This is a genomic window from Chitinophaga sp. CC14, from assembly GCF_048957795.1.
GTDB classification, from domain to species: domain Bacteria; phylum Bacteroidota; class Bacteroidia; order Chitinophagales; family Chitinophagaceae; genus Chitinophaga; species Chitinophaga ginsengisegetis.
The window spans coordinates 2,009,851-2,030,309 of record NZ_JARBFY010000001.1 but is presented as its reverse complement, the minus strand read 5'-3'; the positions used below and the strand labels follow the sequence as shown (position 1 = coordinate 2,030,309).

12 protein-coding genes are annotated in these 20,459 nt (G+C 40.8%); 1 reads left to right on the top strand and 11 read right to left on the bottom strand.

Annotation, left to right across the window (positions count from 1 at the left end; translation table 11 throughout):
- Complete coding sequence (locus PV783_RS08340; protein ID WP_420987684.1) at positions 1 to 3,081, top strand: type I restriction endonuclease subunit R; 3,081 nt, start codon at positions 1 to 3, stop codon at positions 3,079 to 3,081.
- Positions 3,082 to 3,178: 97 nt separating this feature from the next.
- Here the strand turns inward: PV783_RS08340 and PV783_RS08335 are convergent, their stop codons facing one another.
- The 11 genes from PV783_RS08335 to PV783_RS08285 form a co-directional block, all read right to left on the bottom strand.
- The gene (locus PV783_RS08335; protein WP_420987683.1) at positions 3,179 to 4,336 is read right to left on the bottom strand and encodes an IS256 family transposase; all 1,158 of its coding nucleotides are present in this window, start codon (positions 4,334 to 4,336) and stop codon (positions 3,179 to 3,181) included.
- 98 nt (positions 4,337 to 4,434) lie between these two features.
- On the bottom strand, positions 4,435 to 5,484 hold the full coding sequence (locus tag PV783_RS08330; protein WP_420987682.1) for a hypothetical protein: 1,050 nt from the start codon (positions 5,482 to 5,484) through the stop codon (positions 4,435 to 4,437).
- Positions 5,471 to 7,192, bottom strand: a complete 1,722-nt coding sequence (locus tag PV783_RS08325; protein ID WP_420987681.1) for an AAA family ATPase — start codon at positions 7,190 to 7,192, stop codon at positions 5,471 to 5,473. The genes PV783_RS08330 and PV783_RS08325 overlap by 14 nt, the downstream gene beginning before the upstream one ends.
- Before the next feature lie 604 nt (positions 7,193 to 7,796).
- The gene (locus tag PV783_RS08320) at positions 7,797 to 8,819 is read right to left on the bottom strand and encodes a TlpA disulfide reductase family protein (protein WP_079469198.1); all 1,023 of its coding nucleotides are present in this window, start codon (positions 8,817 to 8,819) and stop codon (positions 7,797 to 7,799) included.
- A 10-nt stretch (positions 8,820 to 8,829) separates the two neighbouring features.
- Entirely contained in the window at positions 8,830 to 10,257 is a 1,428-nt protein-coding gene (locus tag PV783_RS08315; protein ID WP_420987680.1) for a RagB/SusD family nutrient uptake outer membrane protein, read from the bottom strand.
- Between the two features lie 11 nt (positions 10,258 to 10,268).
- Complete coding sequence (locus PV783_RS08310; protein WP_420987679.1) at positions 10,269 to 13,589, bottom strand: SusC/RagA family TonB-linked outer membrane protein; 3,321 nt, start codon at positions 13,587 to 13,589, stop codon at positions 10,269 to 10,271.
- A gap of 157 nt (positions 13,590 to 13,746) precedes the next feature.
- Positions 13,747 to 14,874 (bottom strand): FecR family protein, encoded by a 1,128-nt coding sequence (locus tag PV783_RS08305; RefSeq protein WP_420987678.1) that lies wholly within the window; start codon positions 14,872 to 14,874, stop codon positions 13,747 to 13,749.
- A gap of 58 nt (positions 14,875 to 14,932) precedes the next feature.
- Positions 14,933 to 15,526, bottom strand: coding sequence for an RNA polymerase sigma-70 factor (locus PV783_RS08300; protein ID WP_079469202.1), 594 nt, complete (start codon positions 15,524 to 15,526; stop codon positions 14,933 to 14,935).
- Between the two features lie 244 nt (positions 15,527 to 15,770).
- Positions 15,771 to 16,517, bottom strand: coding sequence for an L-rhamnose/proton symporter RhaT (locus PV783_RS08295; protein ID WP_420987813.1), 747 nt, complete (start codon positions 16,515 to 16,517; stop codon positions 15,771 to 15,773).
- 29 nt (positions 16,518 to 16,546) lie between these two features.
- Complete coding sequence (locus tag PV783_RS08290; protein ID WP_420987677.1) at positions 16,547 to 16,795, bottom strand: glycoside hydrolase family 99-like domain-containing protein; 249 nt, start codon at positions 16,793 to 16,795, stop codon at positions 16,547 to 16,549.
- A 316-nt stretch (positions 16,796 to 17,111) separates the two neighbouring features.
- Complete coding sequence (locus PV783_RS08285; RefSeq protein ID WP_420987676.1) at positions 17,112 to 20,441, bottom strand: glycosyl hydrolase; 3,330 nt, start codon at positions 20,439 to 20,441, stop codon at positions 17,112 to 17,114.
- Between the last annotated feature and the right edge of the window lie 18 nt (positions 20,442 to 20,459).

Genomic DNA, 20,459 nt, shown 5'->3' with positions numbered 1-20,459 from the left:
ATGCCCAGCTCCACGAATGAACAAGCCCTAGAATCAGCAATAGAAAAATGTTTAACAGGAATTTCCCTGGAGGAACTTAAGGAACAAGGATTGCACAATATAGTATCTGAGCGTCCACCATTAGTAGATGGTAGTAATGGTTTTTATACCGGAGATCCTATAAGCTTTAATGCTAAATATGCTATTGATGAATACCGGTTTTGGCATTTTCTGGAAACAACGCAAAGCGAGGAGTTAGCCAAGCTACAAAAACATAGCGACTGGAAGCTTAAAATTCTGGAGCGACTTGATAGGATTATTAAAAAGTATGGTGTATTAAGGGTTTTGAAGAAAGGTCTGGAAGTAGAGGATGCACATTTTATTTTATTATATGCTTTACCGTTAGCATCTAGCAGTCATACAGTAAAAAAGAATTTTCTGCTAAATGAATTCAGTGTTACCCGTCAACTAAGGTACTCCTTAACAAATAAAAGAGAGGAAATAGACATGGTGATTTTCGTAAATGGAATCCCTGTTTCCACGATGGAGTTAAAAAATCACTGGACAGGCCAAACGGCAAAGGTTCATGGTCAACATCAATACAAATACAATCGGGATATAAAGCAAACGTTATTGCAATTTGGACGGTGTATAGTACATTTTGTGGTAGATGCAGATGAAGTTTATATGACCACCAAGCTGAATGGAGCAGACACATTCTTCTTGCCTTTCAACCTTGGTAACAATTATGGAAAGGGAAATCCTCCAAATCCACTCGGACATAAATCCGCTTACTTATGGGAAGAAGTATTTACCCGAAGGAGTCTTATTAATATTATTCAGCACTTTGTGCGATTTGATGGAAAGGATTCAGATGCATTAACAAAAAAGACGCTATATTTTCCTCGTTACCATCAACTCGATGTAGTGCGGAAGCTCATTGCTGATGCTAGCCATAAAGGGGTAGGACAGAATTACTTGATTCAGCATTCCGCAGGTTCAGGAAAGTCTAATTCTATTACTTGGGCGGCTTATCAGCTAATTGAAATCTACCCGGAAAGTGAAAATACTCCTGGTAGTAAAGGGATCAGTAGCCCGCTATTTGATTCTGTAATTGTTGTAACTGACCGACGGTTGTTGGATAAACAACTACGCGAAAATATAAAGGAGTTTTCTGAAGTAAAAGATATTCTTGCACCAGCTTATTCTTCTGCAGAACTAAAGAAAGGTTTAGAAAGCGGTAAAAGAATTATCATCACCACCATTCAGAAATTTCCATTTATAGTTGACGGAATTGCTGATCTAAGTGATAAACGATTTGCAGTAATTATCGATGAAGCCCATAGTTCACAGGGAGGAATAGCTTCCAGCAATATGAACAGGGCTATGGGGAATAAGGAAGAAGAAGAGTATACTGATATTGAGGACGTAATTCTGGAATCAATGAAAAGCAAGAAAATGAAAGGGAACGCTTCTTATCTTGCTTTTACCGCTACGCCCAAGAACGCGACTTTAGAAAAATTTGGAGTAAAACAAGAAGATGGAAAATATAAACCTTTTCACCTCTATTCCATGAAACAAGCTATAGAGGAAGGTTTTATTTTGGATGTACTAGCTAATTATACTACCTATAAAAGCTATTATGAGATAGAGAAATCAATAGAAGAGAATCCGTTATTTGATACCACCAAAGCTCAGAAAAGACTACGTGCTTATGTAGAACGTCACAAACAAACTATTGCTATCAAAGCGGAAATAATGCTGGATCATTTTATTTCCAAAGTGGTGAACGTCAAGAAACTAAAGGGTAAAGCGAAAACGATGGTAATTACTCAAAGTATAGAATCCGCTATTCGCTATTACTTTGCAATCAAACAATTGCTGGCCGAAAAAGGTAATCCATTTAAAATAGCGATTGCTTTCTCAGGTAAAAAAGTAGTGGATGGCATTGAACATACAGAAACCAGTATTAACGGTTTTCCGGAAGGTGATACCAAAGATAAATTTGATGGAGATGATTATAGAATATTAGTAGTTGCAAATAAATATCTTACAGGATTTGATCAACCCAAATTAACTGCCATGTATGTTGATAAAAAGCTACAAGGTGTTTTAGCGGTACAAGCCTTATCTCGTCTGAATCGGTCCGCTGACAAATTGGGCAAAAAAACGGAGGACTTGTTTGTATTAGATTTTTTCAACTCCACGGAAGACATCAAGAAAGCTTTTGATCCATTTTATACCGCAACTACCTTAAATAAAGCGACCGATGTAAATGTATTACATGATCTCAAAGCCCACTTGGATGATGTTGGAGTATATGAATGGGCGGAAGTAGAAGATTTCATCGAGAAATATTTTAGAAAGGTTGACGCGCAACTACTTAGCCCTATAATGGACATTGCTGCTGAAAGATTTAATGTACAACTTGATTTGGATGATAAAGCAAAAGCTGATTTTAAAATCAAAGCTAAACAGTTTGTCAAAATCTATAGCCAAATGGCATCCATTCTACCCTATGAAGTCATCAAGTGGGAAAAACTTTTTTGGTTCTTGAAATTCTTGATACCCAAGTTGATAATTGTAGATCCAAATGCAGATGCTTTGGATGAATTATTGAATGCAGTAGACTTATCTACATATGGGTTGGAACGCGTTAAACTTAATGCTTCCATTGGCTTAGATGCAAGCGAATCAGAACTAGTACCTCAAAATCCTAATCCTCGTGGGGCTCATGGTCATCCGGAACAATCTGATCCTTTAGACTTGATTATAAAAAGCTTTAATGAGAAATGGTTTCAAGGTTGGGAAGCCACACCTGAAGAACAAAGAGTAAAATTTGTGAATCTTGCACAAAGTATGAGAGCCCATCCGGATTTTAAAGACAAGTATGCAGATAATACTGATAGTCAAAATCGAGATATTGCTTTCATGAAAATATTTGATGAGGTAGTTGCCGCACAAAGGAAAAATGAGCTTGATCTTTACCGTTTAATTGCGAAAGACGAAGCGTTCAAAGCTGCTTTACAGGACACACTAAAGCGAATGCTAAGTCAAAGTGGTGGCTCTGCACTACAAGGGACTATTTCAACAAGTATGTAAACTTAAAAATCGAGGCGAAATACCCAGATTTTCAGAATTTACACGGTTTATGAGATAGTGTCTTGCAGGTAGTATTACATAAAGTGTGTCACGGTGATTAAAGATTAAGTTTTAATCGTTCACTAAATATAATTGATAGTTGCGCCAAAGTCTGATTCCAGTTGTGTACTGGCTTGTTCCACTTGGCACATATATTCTCCTGGACAAGGAATAAGAGTTTCATGAGGGCGTCTTCCGACTGGAAGGCGCCTTTTGATTTTGTAACGGCACGAAGCTGCCTATGGAAGCCCTCAATAATATTTGTGGTATACATTATTCGGCGGATGTCTTTGTTGTATTGGAAGTAGCTACTGAGCCTTGGCCAGTTCTTTCTCCAGGATTCGATTACCTTGGGATATCGGCCCCCCCAGTTAGATTCCAGTTGATCCAGGCTGCGTTCTGCCTGGTCAGCGGTGGTCGCCTTGTAGACGTTTTGGAGGTCTTTCATAAATGGCTTAACATCCTTGTAGGAAAGGTACTTCTGGGAGTTGCGTATCTGATGTACAATGCAAAGCTGAACTTCGGTTTGGGGGAAGACACTTTCTATGGCATCGGCAAAGCCCTGAAGATTATCTATACAAGCGATGAAAATGTCCTCCAAACCCCGATTTTGTAAGTCTGTCAACACCTGTAACCAGAATTTAGCACCTTCGTTCTCTCCCACATACATACCCAGCAATTCTTTATAGCCCTCCTGATTGAGGCCAATAATGCAGTAAACCGCCCGGCTGACAACCCGCCCCTCATGACGAACTTTGTAGTGTATTGCATCCAGCCATACAAACGGGTAAACCCGTTCCAGCGGGCGACTGCGCCACTCCTGTATCAAAGGCAGGATTTTATCTGTAACGCGGCTTATTGTGGCTGTAGAAGCCTCCAATCCATACATATCCATCAGGTGATCCCGGATATCGCTATAACTAGCGCCACGGGCATACAGAGAAATGATCTGTCTATCCAGATCTACTCCCAGGGTCTTATGACGCTTGGGAACAAGCTCAGGCTCGAATGTGCCATTACGATCACGCGGTGGGTGAATATCTACCGATCCAATGGCCGTCTTCACCTGTTTACGCCCTTTGCCGTTCTTTCGGTTGGCATCTCCCTCATCTTCAATATGCGCTTCCAACTCGCCATCCAGGGCTCCTTCAAGAAACTCTTTTAGTAACGGTGTTAGCACACCATCCTTACCTAAAAGCGTATCTCCATTCTTCAAACGGCTAGCCGCCTACTTCTTGAAGGCTTCGAAATCAAAGTTTTGCTTTTCCATATTGTCTTATCAGTTTAAAGTTAAAAAACTTTTACTGACACACTTTATGTAATACTCTCGTCTTGCAATGCACCTAACTGAATCGTTATATCTCTTTTTAGCTTACCTAATTGTACTTCATTAATTTTAGTCTTATCTAGTGGGATGTTATAGTTATCAAGTAAAATTCTCCTTTTAGACTCTGTTGTAAATAATCCAATTATTTGTTGACTGATTGACCTATTAACCTTAGGACTATAATTCTTTAAAGCTTGATAAAGCTTGTAAATAACACGCTTATGAGCAATGTTTGCGTATCTACTAAGAATTTTAAAATCCACTAGAGCTCTATCCGAATAGGCCAATTTATTAGCATAAGAAATCTCAACATCTGTTAATTTGGAAAGAAATACGCTTTCCAAATTGAATTGAAAATAATCATCTAGTCGTTTATCAAATGGATTGAAATGTGAAGTAACATCGAATCTCTTTTCTTGTTTTAGTTGAGCATTGCAAGGAGAACAACCTGGAATCAAATTAAAGAATGAAACACTTAAATATGGATGTCTTGATTGCGGGTAAAAGTGATCCAGTTGTAACAGCGCCATAGTTTCGGCCAACCCAGTTAACCCATTTATGCCTGTAACAACCTGGGTTACCTGCTCATTACAATATGGACAGTATGATAATTTTAATTTCTCGCAATTTTCCCGACATTCTGACTTTGTTCTGTATAGCTTATAATTAAAAACCGATTTTACAATTTCTCCAAATGGAGTTAATGTAGCTTCTTCATAATCTATATCATTCGAAAAAAAACCAGCACCACACATATTATCGACCTCATTAATTATATCTTTAAGAATCGCAGGACGGCTAGTGATTAAGCGAATTAAATTAGCAAAGTTATTCGCAAGAAGATAATCCCAAAAGTCGGTCCTTATTAAATCAGGTAGTGCAGCATCTATTGTCCTTTGTTTTCTAATTCTTCCTACAAGTGATTGCGTGGCATGATAATTTATTCCATCAGCCAGGGGCAGACCAATTAAGTTGGTATAATGCTGCTGTGCCAATACGTCTAGGTCTACATCTGTATGATCATCAATCTTTATCATTCAATAGTTTGTTTAGTTGAGACCTGATTAATTCATCTCCGATTACAGAAATCAAAACTCTATCAACAGAGCTGATTTCACTTTGAGGTCTTCTAAGTTTATTTACGATATCTTGGATCTTAGAAGCAGCAAAATGACTGACTAAAGTCCCTTGCATAAAAAAAGCGTCCAAATACAATTCCCCAATATTTCCTCCAAAAGTTTGTCCTTCAACTTGCTCGTTATCGATAACTGAAAGTATTTCATCGTTTGATTTATTAACAAAGAGTAAATTATTTTTAGGCAAATCCGACACTAGGAATGGTGAATGAGTTGTAAGAAAAATCTGGCACCTCTTTTTGAGAAGTTTCGGAAGAATATTAATGAGTTTAAATAAAAACTCGGTTTGCCATTTAGGATGGAAGTATAAATCACCTTCATCTATGCATATTAATACATCATCCTCTTTTATTTTTTGAATTGTTGAATAAAAATTTGCAAATAGATTTATATATGCTTTATGTCCGCTACTAATGCCGGCCCATTCAACACTATAAGATAAACTTTGATTTGTAGTAGCATCTAAATAGCTAGTTAAAAAAGAGCCTATTCTTTCGTTATAGTCTAGAGTAAATTGAATTCTACGATTCGCATATGTTCCAATATCTTCCTTAAAATCAGGATTACTTTGATTGTCAAAATCTCGTTCTGGCAATTCTACAAGAAATTTATAAGTTTCAAAAAGCCCCCAAAAATTGTCAATTGCCCGAGCGAATTCTCCAGTAAAGTATTTATAAATATCGTCAATTCTAAAATCACTTTGTGTTACATCCAAAACAGATTTTAATTTTCTATGAAGATCATGCTTATCCTTGATTACATTACCATCGATCCGGTTTAAGATATCTCGATTCAGGATAAAATCAATAAAAACAAGAAATGCTGAGAAATACTTTATTGAATTAATAGACTTATTATCAGTTATTTTCTTCCTGAAACTAAGAACGAAACTCTTCAAACTTAATTCTTGTTCGGTTTCCATATTATACCTTTCATCGAAGGTTTTTATTCGGCTTATAATGTTCGACCAAATTGGTGAGGTTAGAATTATCTTTGAAGGTTTAAGTTGGATGCTATCATTACTATTTACTGACTTCTCTAAATCTTCAAGTAATTTGAACTGCTGGCTTTTGATAAACTTAATCTGCTGTTGAATTGTTTTTTGATAATTCTTATTGATATTTTCCCCAAACTGGCTATTCAATAAATCATTCGTGGAAATATTGATTATGCTCTTACTAAAATTGTGCCTTCTACCATCAAAAACATTAGAAAAGAAGATGGAACTAATTTGTGGTAAAAATCCATCATAAATTTTGATCTTTGCTCCAAAATCATTTTTAATTTCAGAAACTTTGTATGTGTAGACAATATAATTTCCATCATCATTACAAACCACAAAAAAGGGTTTATTAATTATTGTGTTTGCTCCATCCGATACATATTGAATGAGCTCCAAAATATTAGTTTTACCCGAAGCATTTCTTCCTATGATTCCCATAATATCCAAGATATCTTTTCCGAAAAAGTCCTTAATGTATTTCTCGTTTATAGTTCTTGTAATTATCGCATCTCCACCAGAATATTGGAAAATATAATCAGAAGCAAGATTAAAGCCTTGATTTTTAAATCCTTTGTAATCTTCTATCCATATATAGCATAATTTCATTTGTAGTATTTTATCTATTCGATGCTCATTTTACTATTTTATTTCATTAATTCAAGACTCGTTGGAACAATAAATTTGTACAGTTATCTAACTGAATACTAGATAACAAGGCTTGATTCAAGTCTATACTTTTTTATTATACATCCTTAAATTAAGAAAAAAAATTGATTAGCAATCTATAAAATAGAAGCGATTTGTTTAATAAATACTTGAATTTCAAATAAACTAGCTGCCAAATTGTTCGAACATTGTCCCCTGCACCCCGCAAAATCTCGAAGAAACCCGCGCTAGTCGCGGGTTTTCTATTTTAAGTCGGGTGTTTAGTCGGGTACCGGTTAATCCTCTCCTCCTTTTTTTTTGCTACCTTATTAAGGTTAACTATCACTTACTAAGATGCAATTATATTTACAGCCTCCCTACCAATAGTGATGTACAGTGCCAATAGATGTTTTTCTATGATTCAGAAAGTACCATAGATTATTGCTTTGGCAGGACACCGGCACAAACTTTTGAAAAAACGCTACATCTGGCAAAAGAAAAGCAGCTGGATGATCCACCTCCAGCTGCCCAAAAATTTATCTTTCTGTCGGATCAAATCTGAACCTTATTCAGGTATAACTTCTGCCAGCTTCTTAATAAGGTCTTCGCCCCTTAGACTCCTGCCTATGATTTTTCCCTGAGGGTCAATCAGGAAATTTGTAGGTATACCGGTAACTGCATAAATTTTTGAGGCTACATTACTTTCTTTTAAATCGCATACCTGTACCCAGGGCAGATGATCCTCTTGAACTGCCTTTAGCCAGGCTTCCCGGTTGGTATCAATAGAGACACTAAGCACCGTGAAATTTCTGTCTTTGAACTTTTCGTAGGCCTTTAGTACGTTGGGGTTTTCCGCCCGGCAGGGACCACACCAGGAAGCCCAGAAGTCAAGGAAAACATATTTTCCTCTGAATGACGACATGCTCACTGGCTTACCCAATGAATCTGGCTGCGAAAAATCCAGTGCCATTTGGCCAATATTTGTTCTAATTCCAACCTCTAAACTATTCAAGATTCTTTTACCTGATTTAGAGGCTCTTACCTTCGGTGTCAGTTGATCAAACAGGTCTTTTAGCAGCTGTGGATCTGAAATTTCCAAATCTGAATTATAAGACATTTGGTTGATCATGTTTAGACTGACAAAACTCCCATTGTAGTCTTTTATAAATTGTTTTTCGATGGCATTTATGCGATGTTCATCGCGGTCGGAAATGGGGAGTTTTCCCAGATATTCACGATATTTATTAAACTCGTTTTGAGTTACTCCCCCTTTAATCCTGGTGGTTTCAAGACTATCCAGATCCGAATTTATTTCTACAACTGCATTTTCATCTAAATAATATTCAAGATGGGTATGGGCAGCTGGTATATAAATAAAAGCGGCTGTAGGTTCAGTGATCAGGCCTTTGAATGTAAATTCACCAGACCTGGAGAACACTGAGTCACGACCTTTCGCAAATTGAAAAACCCAGCTATCTTTTAATCCCTTTATATGACCTTTCACGATATAATTGGTTTTTTGCGTTTGGCCAATTGAAACACCTGCTAAAGTGAAAATCAGTAATAGTGTATTGATGATTTTTTTCACGTTTTCTTATTTAATTGTATCCTTGGTTCTGTACTAAATTTTTATTGCTGTTGATAGCTTGTTGCGGAACAGGGAAAAGTACTGCGGTTGCCTTCCAGGTTGGCTTAAGTGGTGCCAGGACCTCTGTTGCTTTATTTGTTCTTTTTAGATCAAACCAGCGATGCCCCCATTCACAAAACAACTCCACCTGGCGTTCATGAGCAATATAGGCCAGCATTTGCGCTTTGCTGACTGCATTAACATCCGGAAGATTGGCACGAAACCTAATCTTGTTCAGGTCCTCTTTTGCTCCAACGATATTTTCCTGCTGTGCACGTGCCTCGGCACGGATCAGGTATTGTTCGGTTAATCTGAGGACCAGATCGTCCTCTTTGCTTGCGGCCGCAGGCGGAATAACTCCGGTCTGTTTATATTTATTCGGATAGTAATAATCCTTACCTCCATAGGCAACTTTGCCAATCCAGTTAGACTTTCTGAGGTCATTTAGTTCGAAAGCTGAGAGCAGATTGTCCCTGACTACAAAATTAGGCATACCAGTTCCTGCTGCAGGCAAAAAATCGCGGGCCACATAAGTTGCATTGTTCTGATCGGCATTGAACTGAAATATTGCTTCTGAACTGCTGCGTAAAAACACCCTGTCTATTGTCTCCAGTCTGTAGAACGCGTTTTTACCAATCACGAGACTTGCGGCAGCTTCAGCTTCAGGGTATTTGTTCATGTATAGGTATACCCGCGACAACAGGGCGATGGCTGCAAATTTGTTCACGCGGCTCCTGGCTCCGGTTCCTATATAATCTTCATAAAGCAGTTCCTGGGCAGATTTCAGGTCGGCAACGATCTGGTTATAAACATTGGCCTGAGGGGATTTAGGCAATAGAGCCGTCTTCGATACCTCGGTTGTTAAAATAATGGGGACGTCGCCAAACATATCGGTCAGGTAAAAGTTGCACAATGCCCGCATGAACTTTGCCTCTCCTGTAATTTGATTACGGTAACCCTGAGAAGATTTGTCGAGCATGTTGATGTTCTCCAATATATTATTGGCCATATAAATTGCCGTATACGAATCAGCCCATAGTTGCAAATTCCTGGTGTCTGCTACAGGAATGGCATTCTGCTCAAACTGAGGATACCGGTTTCCGCTGAAATAATAAGTTTCGTCCGCTGTAAGGGAAGACAGTGTGGTGATAAAACTCTTATAGGGACTGCCCTCTACATTTCTCCAATTGTACATATAGCTGTATAGGCCGGATACCGCTGAATTTACAGAAGCTGAATCTGTAAATACCTCTGGTGTGGTAAGCTGGTTTTCCGGGGCCGGGATTTCGATGAGTTTTTTGCAGCCAGCCATCCAAAACAGTAAAGGCAGCAGAAAAAATGGAGAGATTAAAAATCTCTGCCTATTATTGAAATGCGCAAGTATGATTTTAGCTAACATGATTTTACAAGTTAAAGTGAACACTGAATACCTACAGTAAACATTTTGAGCGGCGGTACCACAATTCCATATGGTTGCTGGGTTTCCGGATCCAGTCCCTGATAACTGGTAATAGTGAATAGATTCTGGCCCCGCAGGTATAAATTGACATTGTTGATATTCATACGCCCGGTCCATTTTGCCGGGAAACGGTAAGACAACGAAATATTCTTTACACGGATATAGGAAGCGTTGCTGATAACCCTGTCGGAATAAGTATAAAGGAGATAACTATTATAAGCTGGTGTACCAAAACTAGCTGTTGGCCTTAAGCCTACATTCAGAATATCGGCATCCTGATTACTGAAACTGCCCGGTGGATCCGTGGATGCATATCGGTTACTGTAGCCTTTTTGTACCGTAAACTGTAAAAATACATCCAGTTGCCAGTTTTTGTAGCTGAAATTATTGGTAAAACCACCGTACATTTTCGGAGCCAGTTGTCCAACATTAACATAGTCACCAAGGCCGTTGGCTGCAATACCGCTACTGATCACTCCATCACCATTGACATCTTCTATTTGAACAATTCCATCAACAATATCTTTAACCCGATACAAATTCAAAATACTAAGTGGCTGGCCAACCACATAGGTGTTTGCGTAGGTCGAATTTTCTATGCCTGGAAAACTAATCAGTTTATTGCGTGGTATAGTCAGATTAAATGTGCTTTTCCAGCTCAGATTTTTCTTTTCAATATTCCTGGAATTCAGTTCGAATTCCAGACCGGTATTTTGCACTAAGGCTGGAAGGTTGGCCTGGTAAGAAGAAAACCCTGTCTGTACGCTTAATGGGTTATTCACCAGCATATTGCTGGTTCTGTTTCTGAAGGCTGCAGCAGAAAACAGAACGCGGTTCCTGGCAAAGCCCAACTCTATTGCCATCTCTATTTTCCGGGTACTCTCCCAACTGTAGTCAGGATTGGCAATCCTTGCCGGAGATATTGCTACTGCACCGCCATATTTATAATTGTTGTTCCTGTAAGTTGACAAATAACCGTAGTCAGCAATCTGGTCATTTCCTACTGTACCGTAGCTGGCACGTAATTTCCCGAAACTGATCCATGACATTGATTCTTTTACAAAGTTTTCTTCGGAAAATATCCATGCCGCACCAACCGCGCCAAAGTTTCCAAATTTGTTATTTGGCCCAAAACGTGATGAACCGTCTCTGCGACCACTGATGTTCAGTATATATTTTTCGGCGAGCTGATAGTTGACCCTTCCGAAAACAGAGGCATATCTGTATTCTGACGACGAATTGGACAGCCAATAAGTGGTAGTGGCTGAGGCAAGATTATAGATCAGCTTCTCTGATGAAAAACCTGTCAGGCCCGTAGAGTAGGGTGTTTTGGAAATAGATTTCTGATAGGTTCCACCTACCAGTACCTGTAGCTTACCTCTGCCAAAGCCTTTTTCATAATTCAGCTGAGGCTCCACAATAAGCCCTTCTGTGAAATTTGATGCCAGAACCGCTACAGTACCAAAACTATTTGGTCCTGAATTACTTTGCAAGTAAGCGAAGCGCTGATCACTCTGCAATTTATTATAGCCAAATGTGGTTTTAAACAATAAGCCGGAAGCCAACTGATAGCCTAAAGCCATGTTTGCTAGGATATTATTGGCTTTTGTCTCATAAGGATTACTAACCGATGCAATTGGATTGCTAAAGTTGTTGTCCCAAAATAAGCTGCCATCTGAATTATAAAGCGGGTAATTCGGCGGTAAAGTCAGAGCAGAAGGTGTTATATCGCTCGGTGCAAGTGTATTAAGGTCTTTTGAAAGGGATACAGAGGCTGAAGCTGTAAATTTATTATTGCTCGAAGCATGGCTGGCATTGAGTAAGGCGGAACCACGCTGGTAGCCTTTGTTCCCAGGGAATACGCTGCCTTCTTTGCGGTAGGTTCCACTGACAAAAAAGGTGGTGTGGTTGCTCCCCCCCGATATCGAAGCTGTAGCCTCAGTAATGTGTGCTGTATTCCCGATTAATAGCTTCTGGAAATCCCGGGTTTGTGTACCCCAGGTCGTCAGGTCGGGAGCATTAGATTGATTGGGAACCACATTATCGTTGGCAAAGGCCTCCCTCCGCAGCTTCAGGTATTGTTCCGTACTCAACGTTTTCATTTTACTTGCGGGTTGACCAATGCCCGTGTAAACATCTAAGATGACGCTGGTTTTTCCAGCCTTTCCTTTTTTGGTTGTTATCAGTACTACGCCATTCGCAGCCCTTGATCCATAAATTGCGGTCGCATCAGCATCTTTAAGTACGCTGATTTTTTCAATATCTGCCGGGTTGATGCTGGAAAAAGGACTGGTACTGCCATTGGCACCAAGCGAATAGCTCCCTCCTGATTGTTGCTCAATAGGCTGGGCATTAAAAGGAACCCCGTCAATTATATACAATGGATTATTGCCTGCCCCAATTGAATTTTGCCCGCGTATGCTGATATTGACCGCTCCTCCTGGCAAACCATTCGATTGGGTAACATACATCCCTGCTACATTTCCCTGCAAAGCCAATAGCGGACTGTTTACAGGTTGCTTTCCAACTTCCTCTGCGCTCACTGAATTGATCGATCCGGTATTCAGGCGTTTGCTTGTAGTGCCATATCCAATAACTGTGATTTCGTTCAAACCTGAATTGCTGATTTCGAGCTGTATGTTTCCTAAATCAGGTAGGGCAGTTACTTCACGTGTTACGTAACCCAGATAAGAAATAACCAGAACGGAATTTTCGTTAACACCTGAAAGTATAAATTCACCACTGGAATTTGTTAGGGTAGCCTGGTTACTATTTTTCACTTTAATGCCTGCACCTTGAAGCGGCTGTCCCCGTTCGTCCAGAACCCGGCCTTTAACATCTAATGATTTAACCACTACCGTTGATTTAACTACTACCGTTTCAGCACCTACAGGCTTTGCAGGAACAATGACGATGCTTTTATTACTGATTGAGAAAGCAAAGGGCTGCCCTTTGAAACATTCTTCCAGCACCTTGCTAACAGGTTGATTCCTGGCATTTATACTTACGCGCGTTGCTTTTCTCAATTCCAAATTGCTATAAAGGAAGTCATAACCCGTTTGCTTTTTAATCTCCCTGAAAATTTCCTGAAGAGTAGCATTCTTTTTGGATAATGACACATTTTGTGCCGTAGACACATAACTAACCTGTAGTAGAGTGATAAATAAAGTAAGGAATATGGGGTTGAATCGTATAATCCTTTTTTTGGTTAGCTGAGAAGTTAAGGCATTACGATTTACCCAATACACAATTCCAGTGCAAAGTTTATACATTTGATTAGATTTTTTTGGTAAGCGATGATTGAGTATAAAGTCTTAATCACACTTGCCGGTTGGTTGAATAAAATGTTAGTTCAATTGACATAAGAAGCCCATTGGATCGGGGAGATCCCCCTCCAACTATTTTTCATTTGCATTCCCGTAAAGGTTTTTATTTTGTCACGATAATCCTCTTTCCATTAATTGTAAAGTGCACAAGCTCTGTTACTTCCAGCAACTTAAGCACCTCTTCCAGGCTTTTTGTCCTGGATATGGAACCTCCTAGCCTGAGGGCTGATAGATCGCCCTTGTACACAACTTCTTCTACATTATACCACCTGGAAATCTGTCTCATAATTTCAAAAATAGGCGTGTCATCAAAGAAGAAATTGCCACCCTTCCATGCTACTGCCAATTCAGTATCCACGTTGTTCACATTCATGCTTTTCTCTGTAATAACAGCCTGCTGCCCCGGTGAAAGGAAGTGCTTTAACTTATTGTGGTTTTCAACAAGTACACTGCCTTCAAGCAGAGTAACCTTGGCATTTGGTTCATCAGCATAAGCGTTTATATTAAAATGCGTGCCCAATACTTCCACTACATGTGAAGATGATGTTACCTTGAATGGAGCCTTTTTATTGTGTGCAACTTCAAAATAGCCTTCTCCAATAAGTTTAACTGCTCTTTTGTCCCGTTCAAATTTTATTGGATAGGTTAGCGACGATGACGCATTTAACCAGACTTTGGTTTGGTCTGGCAATACGATTTGATACTGGCAACCTTTGGGGGTTTCGATGGTATTATATCCTATCTTATCTGCCTGTTCATTTGTTTCGGAGATGTGGTATATCAGCCCGCCTCCAGATGATTTAGTTATGGTTATGCCCGAGGCCTCCGTAAAAGTTTCAGAGCCTGAATCGCTTAGTATTATTCTTTTTCCATTAGATAAAGTAAGTGTGGGGGCAGTGCTTTGACGTTTTTCGTATTTGGCCTGTCCGGTTGTGGAAGCTTGTCTATTGTTCAAAAAATATATAGAGGAGATAGCCATAACCAGGATGGCAGCCGCAGCAGAAGAGACCCATATTCTTAAGGTCCGTGAGCGTGTTGTTCTTTCTTTTATCGCTTTATATAAGCGGCTTCTGAGCATTTCTTCCGATTCGTCTTCACCAGTCCAGCTTAATGGTTGCTCGCCATCTGTATCATACCATTGATACAGTTGTGCTTCTTCCTCAGCTGTTATTGTTTTGTTCAACCATTTTTCGGCAAGCTCATTTATCTGCTCAATTGTAAGGCGCTCCATTCGATGCTTTTCTTACATAGTGTATCAAATTTGGGGTTTGCCCTTACTCCGGCGAAAATTATTTTTTAATTATGCATATGAGGTAAACAAGAAGTAGTAGGAAATGGAGCTTTCCTAAAGCTCTCCGTAAAATTTTAAGCGCCTTATGAAGGTGCGCTTCCACTGTTTTCTGGGAAATATAAAGCTCGGCAGCTATCTGTTTATCGGATTTCCCTTCTTCCCGGCTCATGCGAAAAACCATCTGGCATTTCTCCGGCAATGCCTTTACAGCCAATTCTATCTCAGCATTCAGGTCACGTAGATATAACAACCGCTCAGTGCTATCTTCGGTAACCTGTATTTGGGAAATGTCCACGAAATCTCTAGGAGACTTGTTTCTGGCTGCTATTTTGGCAATGATCTTATATCTCACAATAGCAGCAATAAAGGTATGGAAACTATGTTTAAGCACAATCCGCTTCCTGCTTTTCCAGATATCAATAAAGGTGTCCTGAACGAGTTCCTCAGCATCTTTAGAAGAATCTAGTTTACAAAATGCTTTATACACCATTTGTTTCCAGTATCTTTCATAAAGCAATTCGAACGCGCGCTGATCATCATCAGCTAAACGCTGATAAAGTTGGTTGTCATTTAATTCATTTAACCCGGACATGATACTATCTGAGTAACAAATTTAATCAAATTTTGACCAAACCGAAAAAGATGCCCGGACAAATTGGTTTGATTGCCTGTAGCCGTCACCCGGGCATTCAGCCTGGTGTTTTATTTATGATGGGATCACCTGTATACGAATGACGGCTAACTATTTCAAAGAGTTGCCATACCAACACAACTGAGGCGATAATCAACAGAATACCAACTTGTACATGTAGCTTCGCCTTCTTGCCTACGCCTTTCTATTCGTTCATGAGTACCCCCCACATGTTTGCAATGAGGATAATAAATGCCATATGAACAATCCAGCTGCTGGCACCATTTCCGAGCTTACTTTCTCCCATGCCGTAAAAGAAGAACTGGCAATACCAGGTGATGCCGGCCAATGCGGAGAACAGGTAATTTTTCAGCAGCGGTGTTTTGGCATTGGTGTAGTCTTTAAAGGATTTATTGCGCACATTTAACAATACGCACCATATCAGGTTAACTAAAAGTCCTCCCCACAGCAGCATAACATATATCACATTGTTTTGATACAGGGGATTACAACCTGCGGCCACCGCCACCTCTGTCATCGGTTTCCCCGCTTCAATGCCGAAATTGAAACAGGCGCTGAGGATACCGGATACGATCGTTACAATCAATCCCTTCGTTAGATTAAATTCAGCAACGGACGCACTCTGTTGCAATTTGGTAAGCTCTCTTTCCTTTAATACTCCTGCGCGGCCACATACATAAATGGCAAGAAGGCAAACCGCGATCCCGGCCAGTATTACTCTGCCCCAGGACGTTGTAAGCAATTCGGCAAAAGTAGATTTACCTTCCGCAGGATAGAAGTTATAGTAAATGGCAGGCACCAGTGCTCCAAAGGCAGAACAAAATCCCAACACTATTGAATTTCCCAACGACATACCCAGGTATCTTATACCCAGTCCGTACGTAAGCCTCCCTATCCCCCACAGCAATCCAAAGATCAGCGTAGCCCTGATCGTTTCCCAGGGCGTACTTTTAATAATATCTATAAATCCCGGGATAGTAACGGCTGCCGTTGATGATGACCCGGAAATCTTGGTTTAGCGGCTTTTACAACCTCCCACTCCGTCCTGCCGTTGCCATGCCATCTTGCATTAATACTGTCGGGGTGATAATTAGGAAAATAATAAACAGCTACCTGATAATCTTTTTTCTGTGCTGAAGGATTATTCTGGCTTTGCCCAATCAATGAAGGTATTACAGCCAATAAGATGAGCGTAATTATTCGCATCATAACATGAAATTTAATCTGTAAAGAAATTCGGGCATAATTAGCTTTTGATATCAGCCCCTCTGTTATATCGCCGGAGGAGGGGTTGGGAGAGAATTTGCGCTGAGGCAGTTTGAATAGCAATCGGGTAGCGAAGCCCAAAAGCGGCGACCCAGGCGCCGGTTCAGTTCTGTAAAACTCCACCACCCGCCGTAAGTATATGCCACAAAAGCACCCTTACCTACTTCAAATTTCTTGCTAACGGCACCTGTAAAAAGAAACCGGCTGCCAGGAATAGCAGCCGGATTAACTCTCGTTATGATTAAAGTATTATAAAGATTTATTCAACTGAGATTATTTTTACCGGTCCCAATAAACCCGATAACTGCAAGGGCGAATCGGCATTGTAAAAAGGTAGCGTTGTATAAGTAAGCTTATTGGTAACACCCGGTTGCGCATCACCAATCAAGCGGTTTACCCAAAGATTGGTGACTTTTATCTCCAGCTTATTATCTCCTGCTTTCAAAACACCGGTAACGTTTACACGAAAGGGTTGCTTCCACACAATACCCAGCGGCTTTCCATTTATCACTACTTCGGCCAGGTTTCTTACATCGCCCAGGTCTAACCACAATTGCGCACCTTTCACGATAAGGCTCTTACGAAGATTAATATGCTTTGTATAGGTAGCGGTACCGGAAAAGTACCTGATACCGGCATCGCTGTTCTCTGTATAAGAGGTGAGCCGGTCGAAAGTGGTGCTGGCCGGCGCTTCCCGGTTGGGCTGGAACATCACCCTCCAGGAACCTTCTACTGTTGTGATTTCTTTTTCTGTTTTGGCAGGAAGGTCATTTGCCTTCCTGGTGGCTGGCGAAAGGAATACTACAAACACTGCATCATTCGGTGTCAGCTTTAACGACACTGTTGTGCGGTTATTTTCTATTTTGTAAGAAGCAGGTTCCATGCTCCCTGTCTCCGGATGCCAGATCTGTGGCGTTTTTCCACTAACCCGGAAAACAGCTTTCACGGCTTCATTCCGGTCGATCCGGTTATTTACCCAGTAGATATCGCCATCCAGCAGCTTGCGATGCACATATAGTAATTGCGTACTATCGTGTGGTTTGGCGTACTCAAAGTCAGGTAGCATATTTGAAGCCAACAGAACTTCCCTCAATGGTTTGGCTGTGGTGACTTTGGGATTTGAGGAAGCCCATATTTCATTTACTAACTGATTAAATTCACGGGGGTCGTCTGTCAAACTTAGAGAGGCCAATGGTTTTGCACCGGTAACAGTAGCGCCGGATCTTACCAGTTCCTTTAGTTTACGCAAGGCAGGCAAAGTCATTTTAACGGCGCTGCTGTCCAGCACCAGTACACTATAACTCATACCGCCTGGCGTAACTAATTTGCCGTCTTTTACCGACAACAAATGGATAAGCGCATCAGTATTTATGAAATCATAATCATATCCTTCAGGAATGGCAGGTGGTTTTCTACCAAACAGGTTGGTGATATTATTGTCTTCTCCATAGTAATAAACAATATCAGCTGCAAACCTGCCCTGTTGTAATAAATAGCTGCTGCGGGCCAGATAGTCGTTCCATGCTTTTGCCTGTTCTGCCCATGTTTCATGACGTGTATACCACTGGCCAAAAGGTCCGAGGCCAAGACCGGGAATTTTGTTATCTAACGGCTGGTGGGGTGAACAATGGATCACAAAACGATTTACACCACTTGCCAGCTCCAGATCCGCGCTTGATTTTAAATTTCCGGGATAATACGCCCATGCGGATCCGCCCATCCCCAGGGCGGTTAAGGACTCTGCAGCTACGAGATTTTGTCCGTACAGGTGCGCTACTGATGCAGATTCCCGGATATCGATCGTATATCTTGTCTGATCGTTTTCATTAATAACAGGACTGGGTGTCCATAATGCAGACATAGGGATGGCTGCCGTTCTTTTCACCTCCATACCATCTCCAATAAATGCGCGACCATCTTCATGCGATTCGGAATAGCGCCTGATACCATATTGTGCCAGGATATTGGTCAGTGCATCGTAATGATATGCTGCCACCATTTCTTCCAGTGTTTTCCTGAAATCAAACAGAAAAGCCTCACTGGCATCAGCGCTTTTAATGATTGCCCCTGTTATTACAGGCAACCAGGGAATAATACTGTAACCGCGGCGTTTTTGAAATTCAGCAGGAAAATCAGCCGTCCAGTTTTGTGCATCCGCTTCCCAACTATCTGTGATAAGATATTGCAAAGGGCCTTTATTTCCCATCAGGCTACCAGTGGCATCTTTATACCGGTCTAAATAGTTGGTGAAGTAATTTTTCACCGCCACCGGGTCCAGCTTATCCACTTCCAGTCCTGTTGCAGGGTAAGAAGCAGGATGATTGATCGTACCAAGCAGCGAATACCCAAAACGGATTATTCTCCACTCTCCTCCTTCCGGCACGGTCCAATTGATGGATCCGTCGGCCTGTAGCTTATCTGTGATATCAATCACCTCGTTTGCATTCACCACATCTTTACTGGCAGCAGTTGTTTTGGTATCTAATAAATTGCCTGCTGGTGCAAAGGCCGATTTTTCTTCAAACCTGTTTATCCGGTCAGCAGTATACAGCACGATTTCCGCGATCTCAGTTCCGGCTACATTTTTTTTGCTCTTATCGGCGAGTCCCATAGTGGCCGCCCTGTTAAAAGGGACGGGGGGATTTTTAACCGTGATACGAAAATATTTTGCCGTTGTTGCCGGCACCGGGATGGTTTGCTGTAAAATGGCGCTTGGTGGGATATAGGTGATGAACCGATAATTCACGCCATCGTTACTTGCTTCCAACGCACGGCCATCTGCCGGATCTGCACCCTTACCATACATGCCGGGATTGCCACCGCCAACCATGCTTATCGCTTTAATAGTTTGTGGTTGAGGAAAGGCAAATTGTATCCATGCATATCCTTTCACCGTATCTTTTGGTAAAAGAACGCTTGTATGTAAATCACCATCAGTAAGTTGAGATAAGGTAAAATTATTACTGCCAGACGTTACCACTGCGCCTAAGTCGGCCAACGATCTGTCGGCCTGCGGCACTTTGTACGCCAGCAGGGCCACATCTCTGTAAAATAAAATATCCTTTGAAATATCCACCTTTCGTTCCCCGTAAGGTTGAACGGGCATATCCTGGAAAGGCCCTGTAATTCCCGGTGCTGCGGCTAGTTTAATATTTGAGGCGCCACCTTTTACACGGGTTTCTGTCCACACAATTTTCTTCATTCCATCTTCCGGCTTTACCCAGGGACCACCCGTTTCGCTAAATCCTGGCGAAGCGGCAATAGCCATTTCCAATTTCAGGGAATCGGCCATTTTAGCAGCAAATCTGAAAGCATCCAACCATTCGGGTGTCATATATACCAGTGGCTTATCAACTATCTGCGACTTATCCGAACGACCCAGTTCCACCTCAAACTGATGAAAACCGCCAATGCCCACCCGGTGCATCCATTCCAGGTCTTTCCTGATGCCGTCTTTAGTAATATTTCCATTCATCCAGTGCCACCACACGCGGGGCTTTGCTTCATTGGGCGGGCTAATAAAATTTCTATAGAGGGTATCGCTGTTTACCCGTTGTGCATTTCCTTTGACAAAGAGAAAAATAAACACAAAAAATATTAGTGTCCT

Coding starts and splice junctions, on each gene's coding strand:
- PV783_RS08340 (WP_420987684.1), top strand. CDS start 1: ATGCCCAGCTCCACGAATGAACAAGCCCTAGAATCAGCAATAGAAAAA.
- PV783_RS08330 (WP_420987682.1), bottom strand. CDS start 5,484: ATGATAAAGATTGATGATCATACAGATGTAGACCTAGACGTATTGGCA.
- PV783_RS08325 (WP_420987681.1), bottom strand. CDS start 7,192: ATGAAATTATGCTATATATGGATAGAAGATTACAAAGGATTTAAAAAT.
- PV783_RS08315 (WP_420987680.1), bottom strand. CDS start 10,257: ATGTTAGCTAAAATCATACTTGCGCATTTCAATAATAGGCAGAGATTT.
- PV783_RS08310 (WP_420987679.1), bottom strand. CDS start 13,589: ATGTATAAACTTTGCACTGGAATTGTGTATTGGGTAAATCGTAATGCC.
- PV783_RS08305 (WP_420987678.1), bottom strand. CDS start 14,874: ATGGAGCGCCTTACAATTGAGCAGATAAATGAGCTTGCCGAAAAATGG.
- PV783_RS08300 (WP_079469202.1), bottom strand. CDS start 15,526: ATGTCCGGGTTAAATGAATTAAATGACAACCAACTTTATCAGCGTTTA.
- PV783_RS08290 (WP_420987677.1), bottom strand. CDS start 16,795: ATGATGCGAATAATTACGCTCATCTTATTGGCTGTAATACCTTCATTG.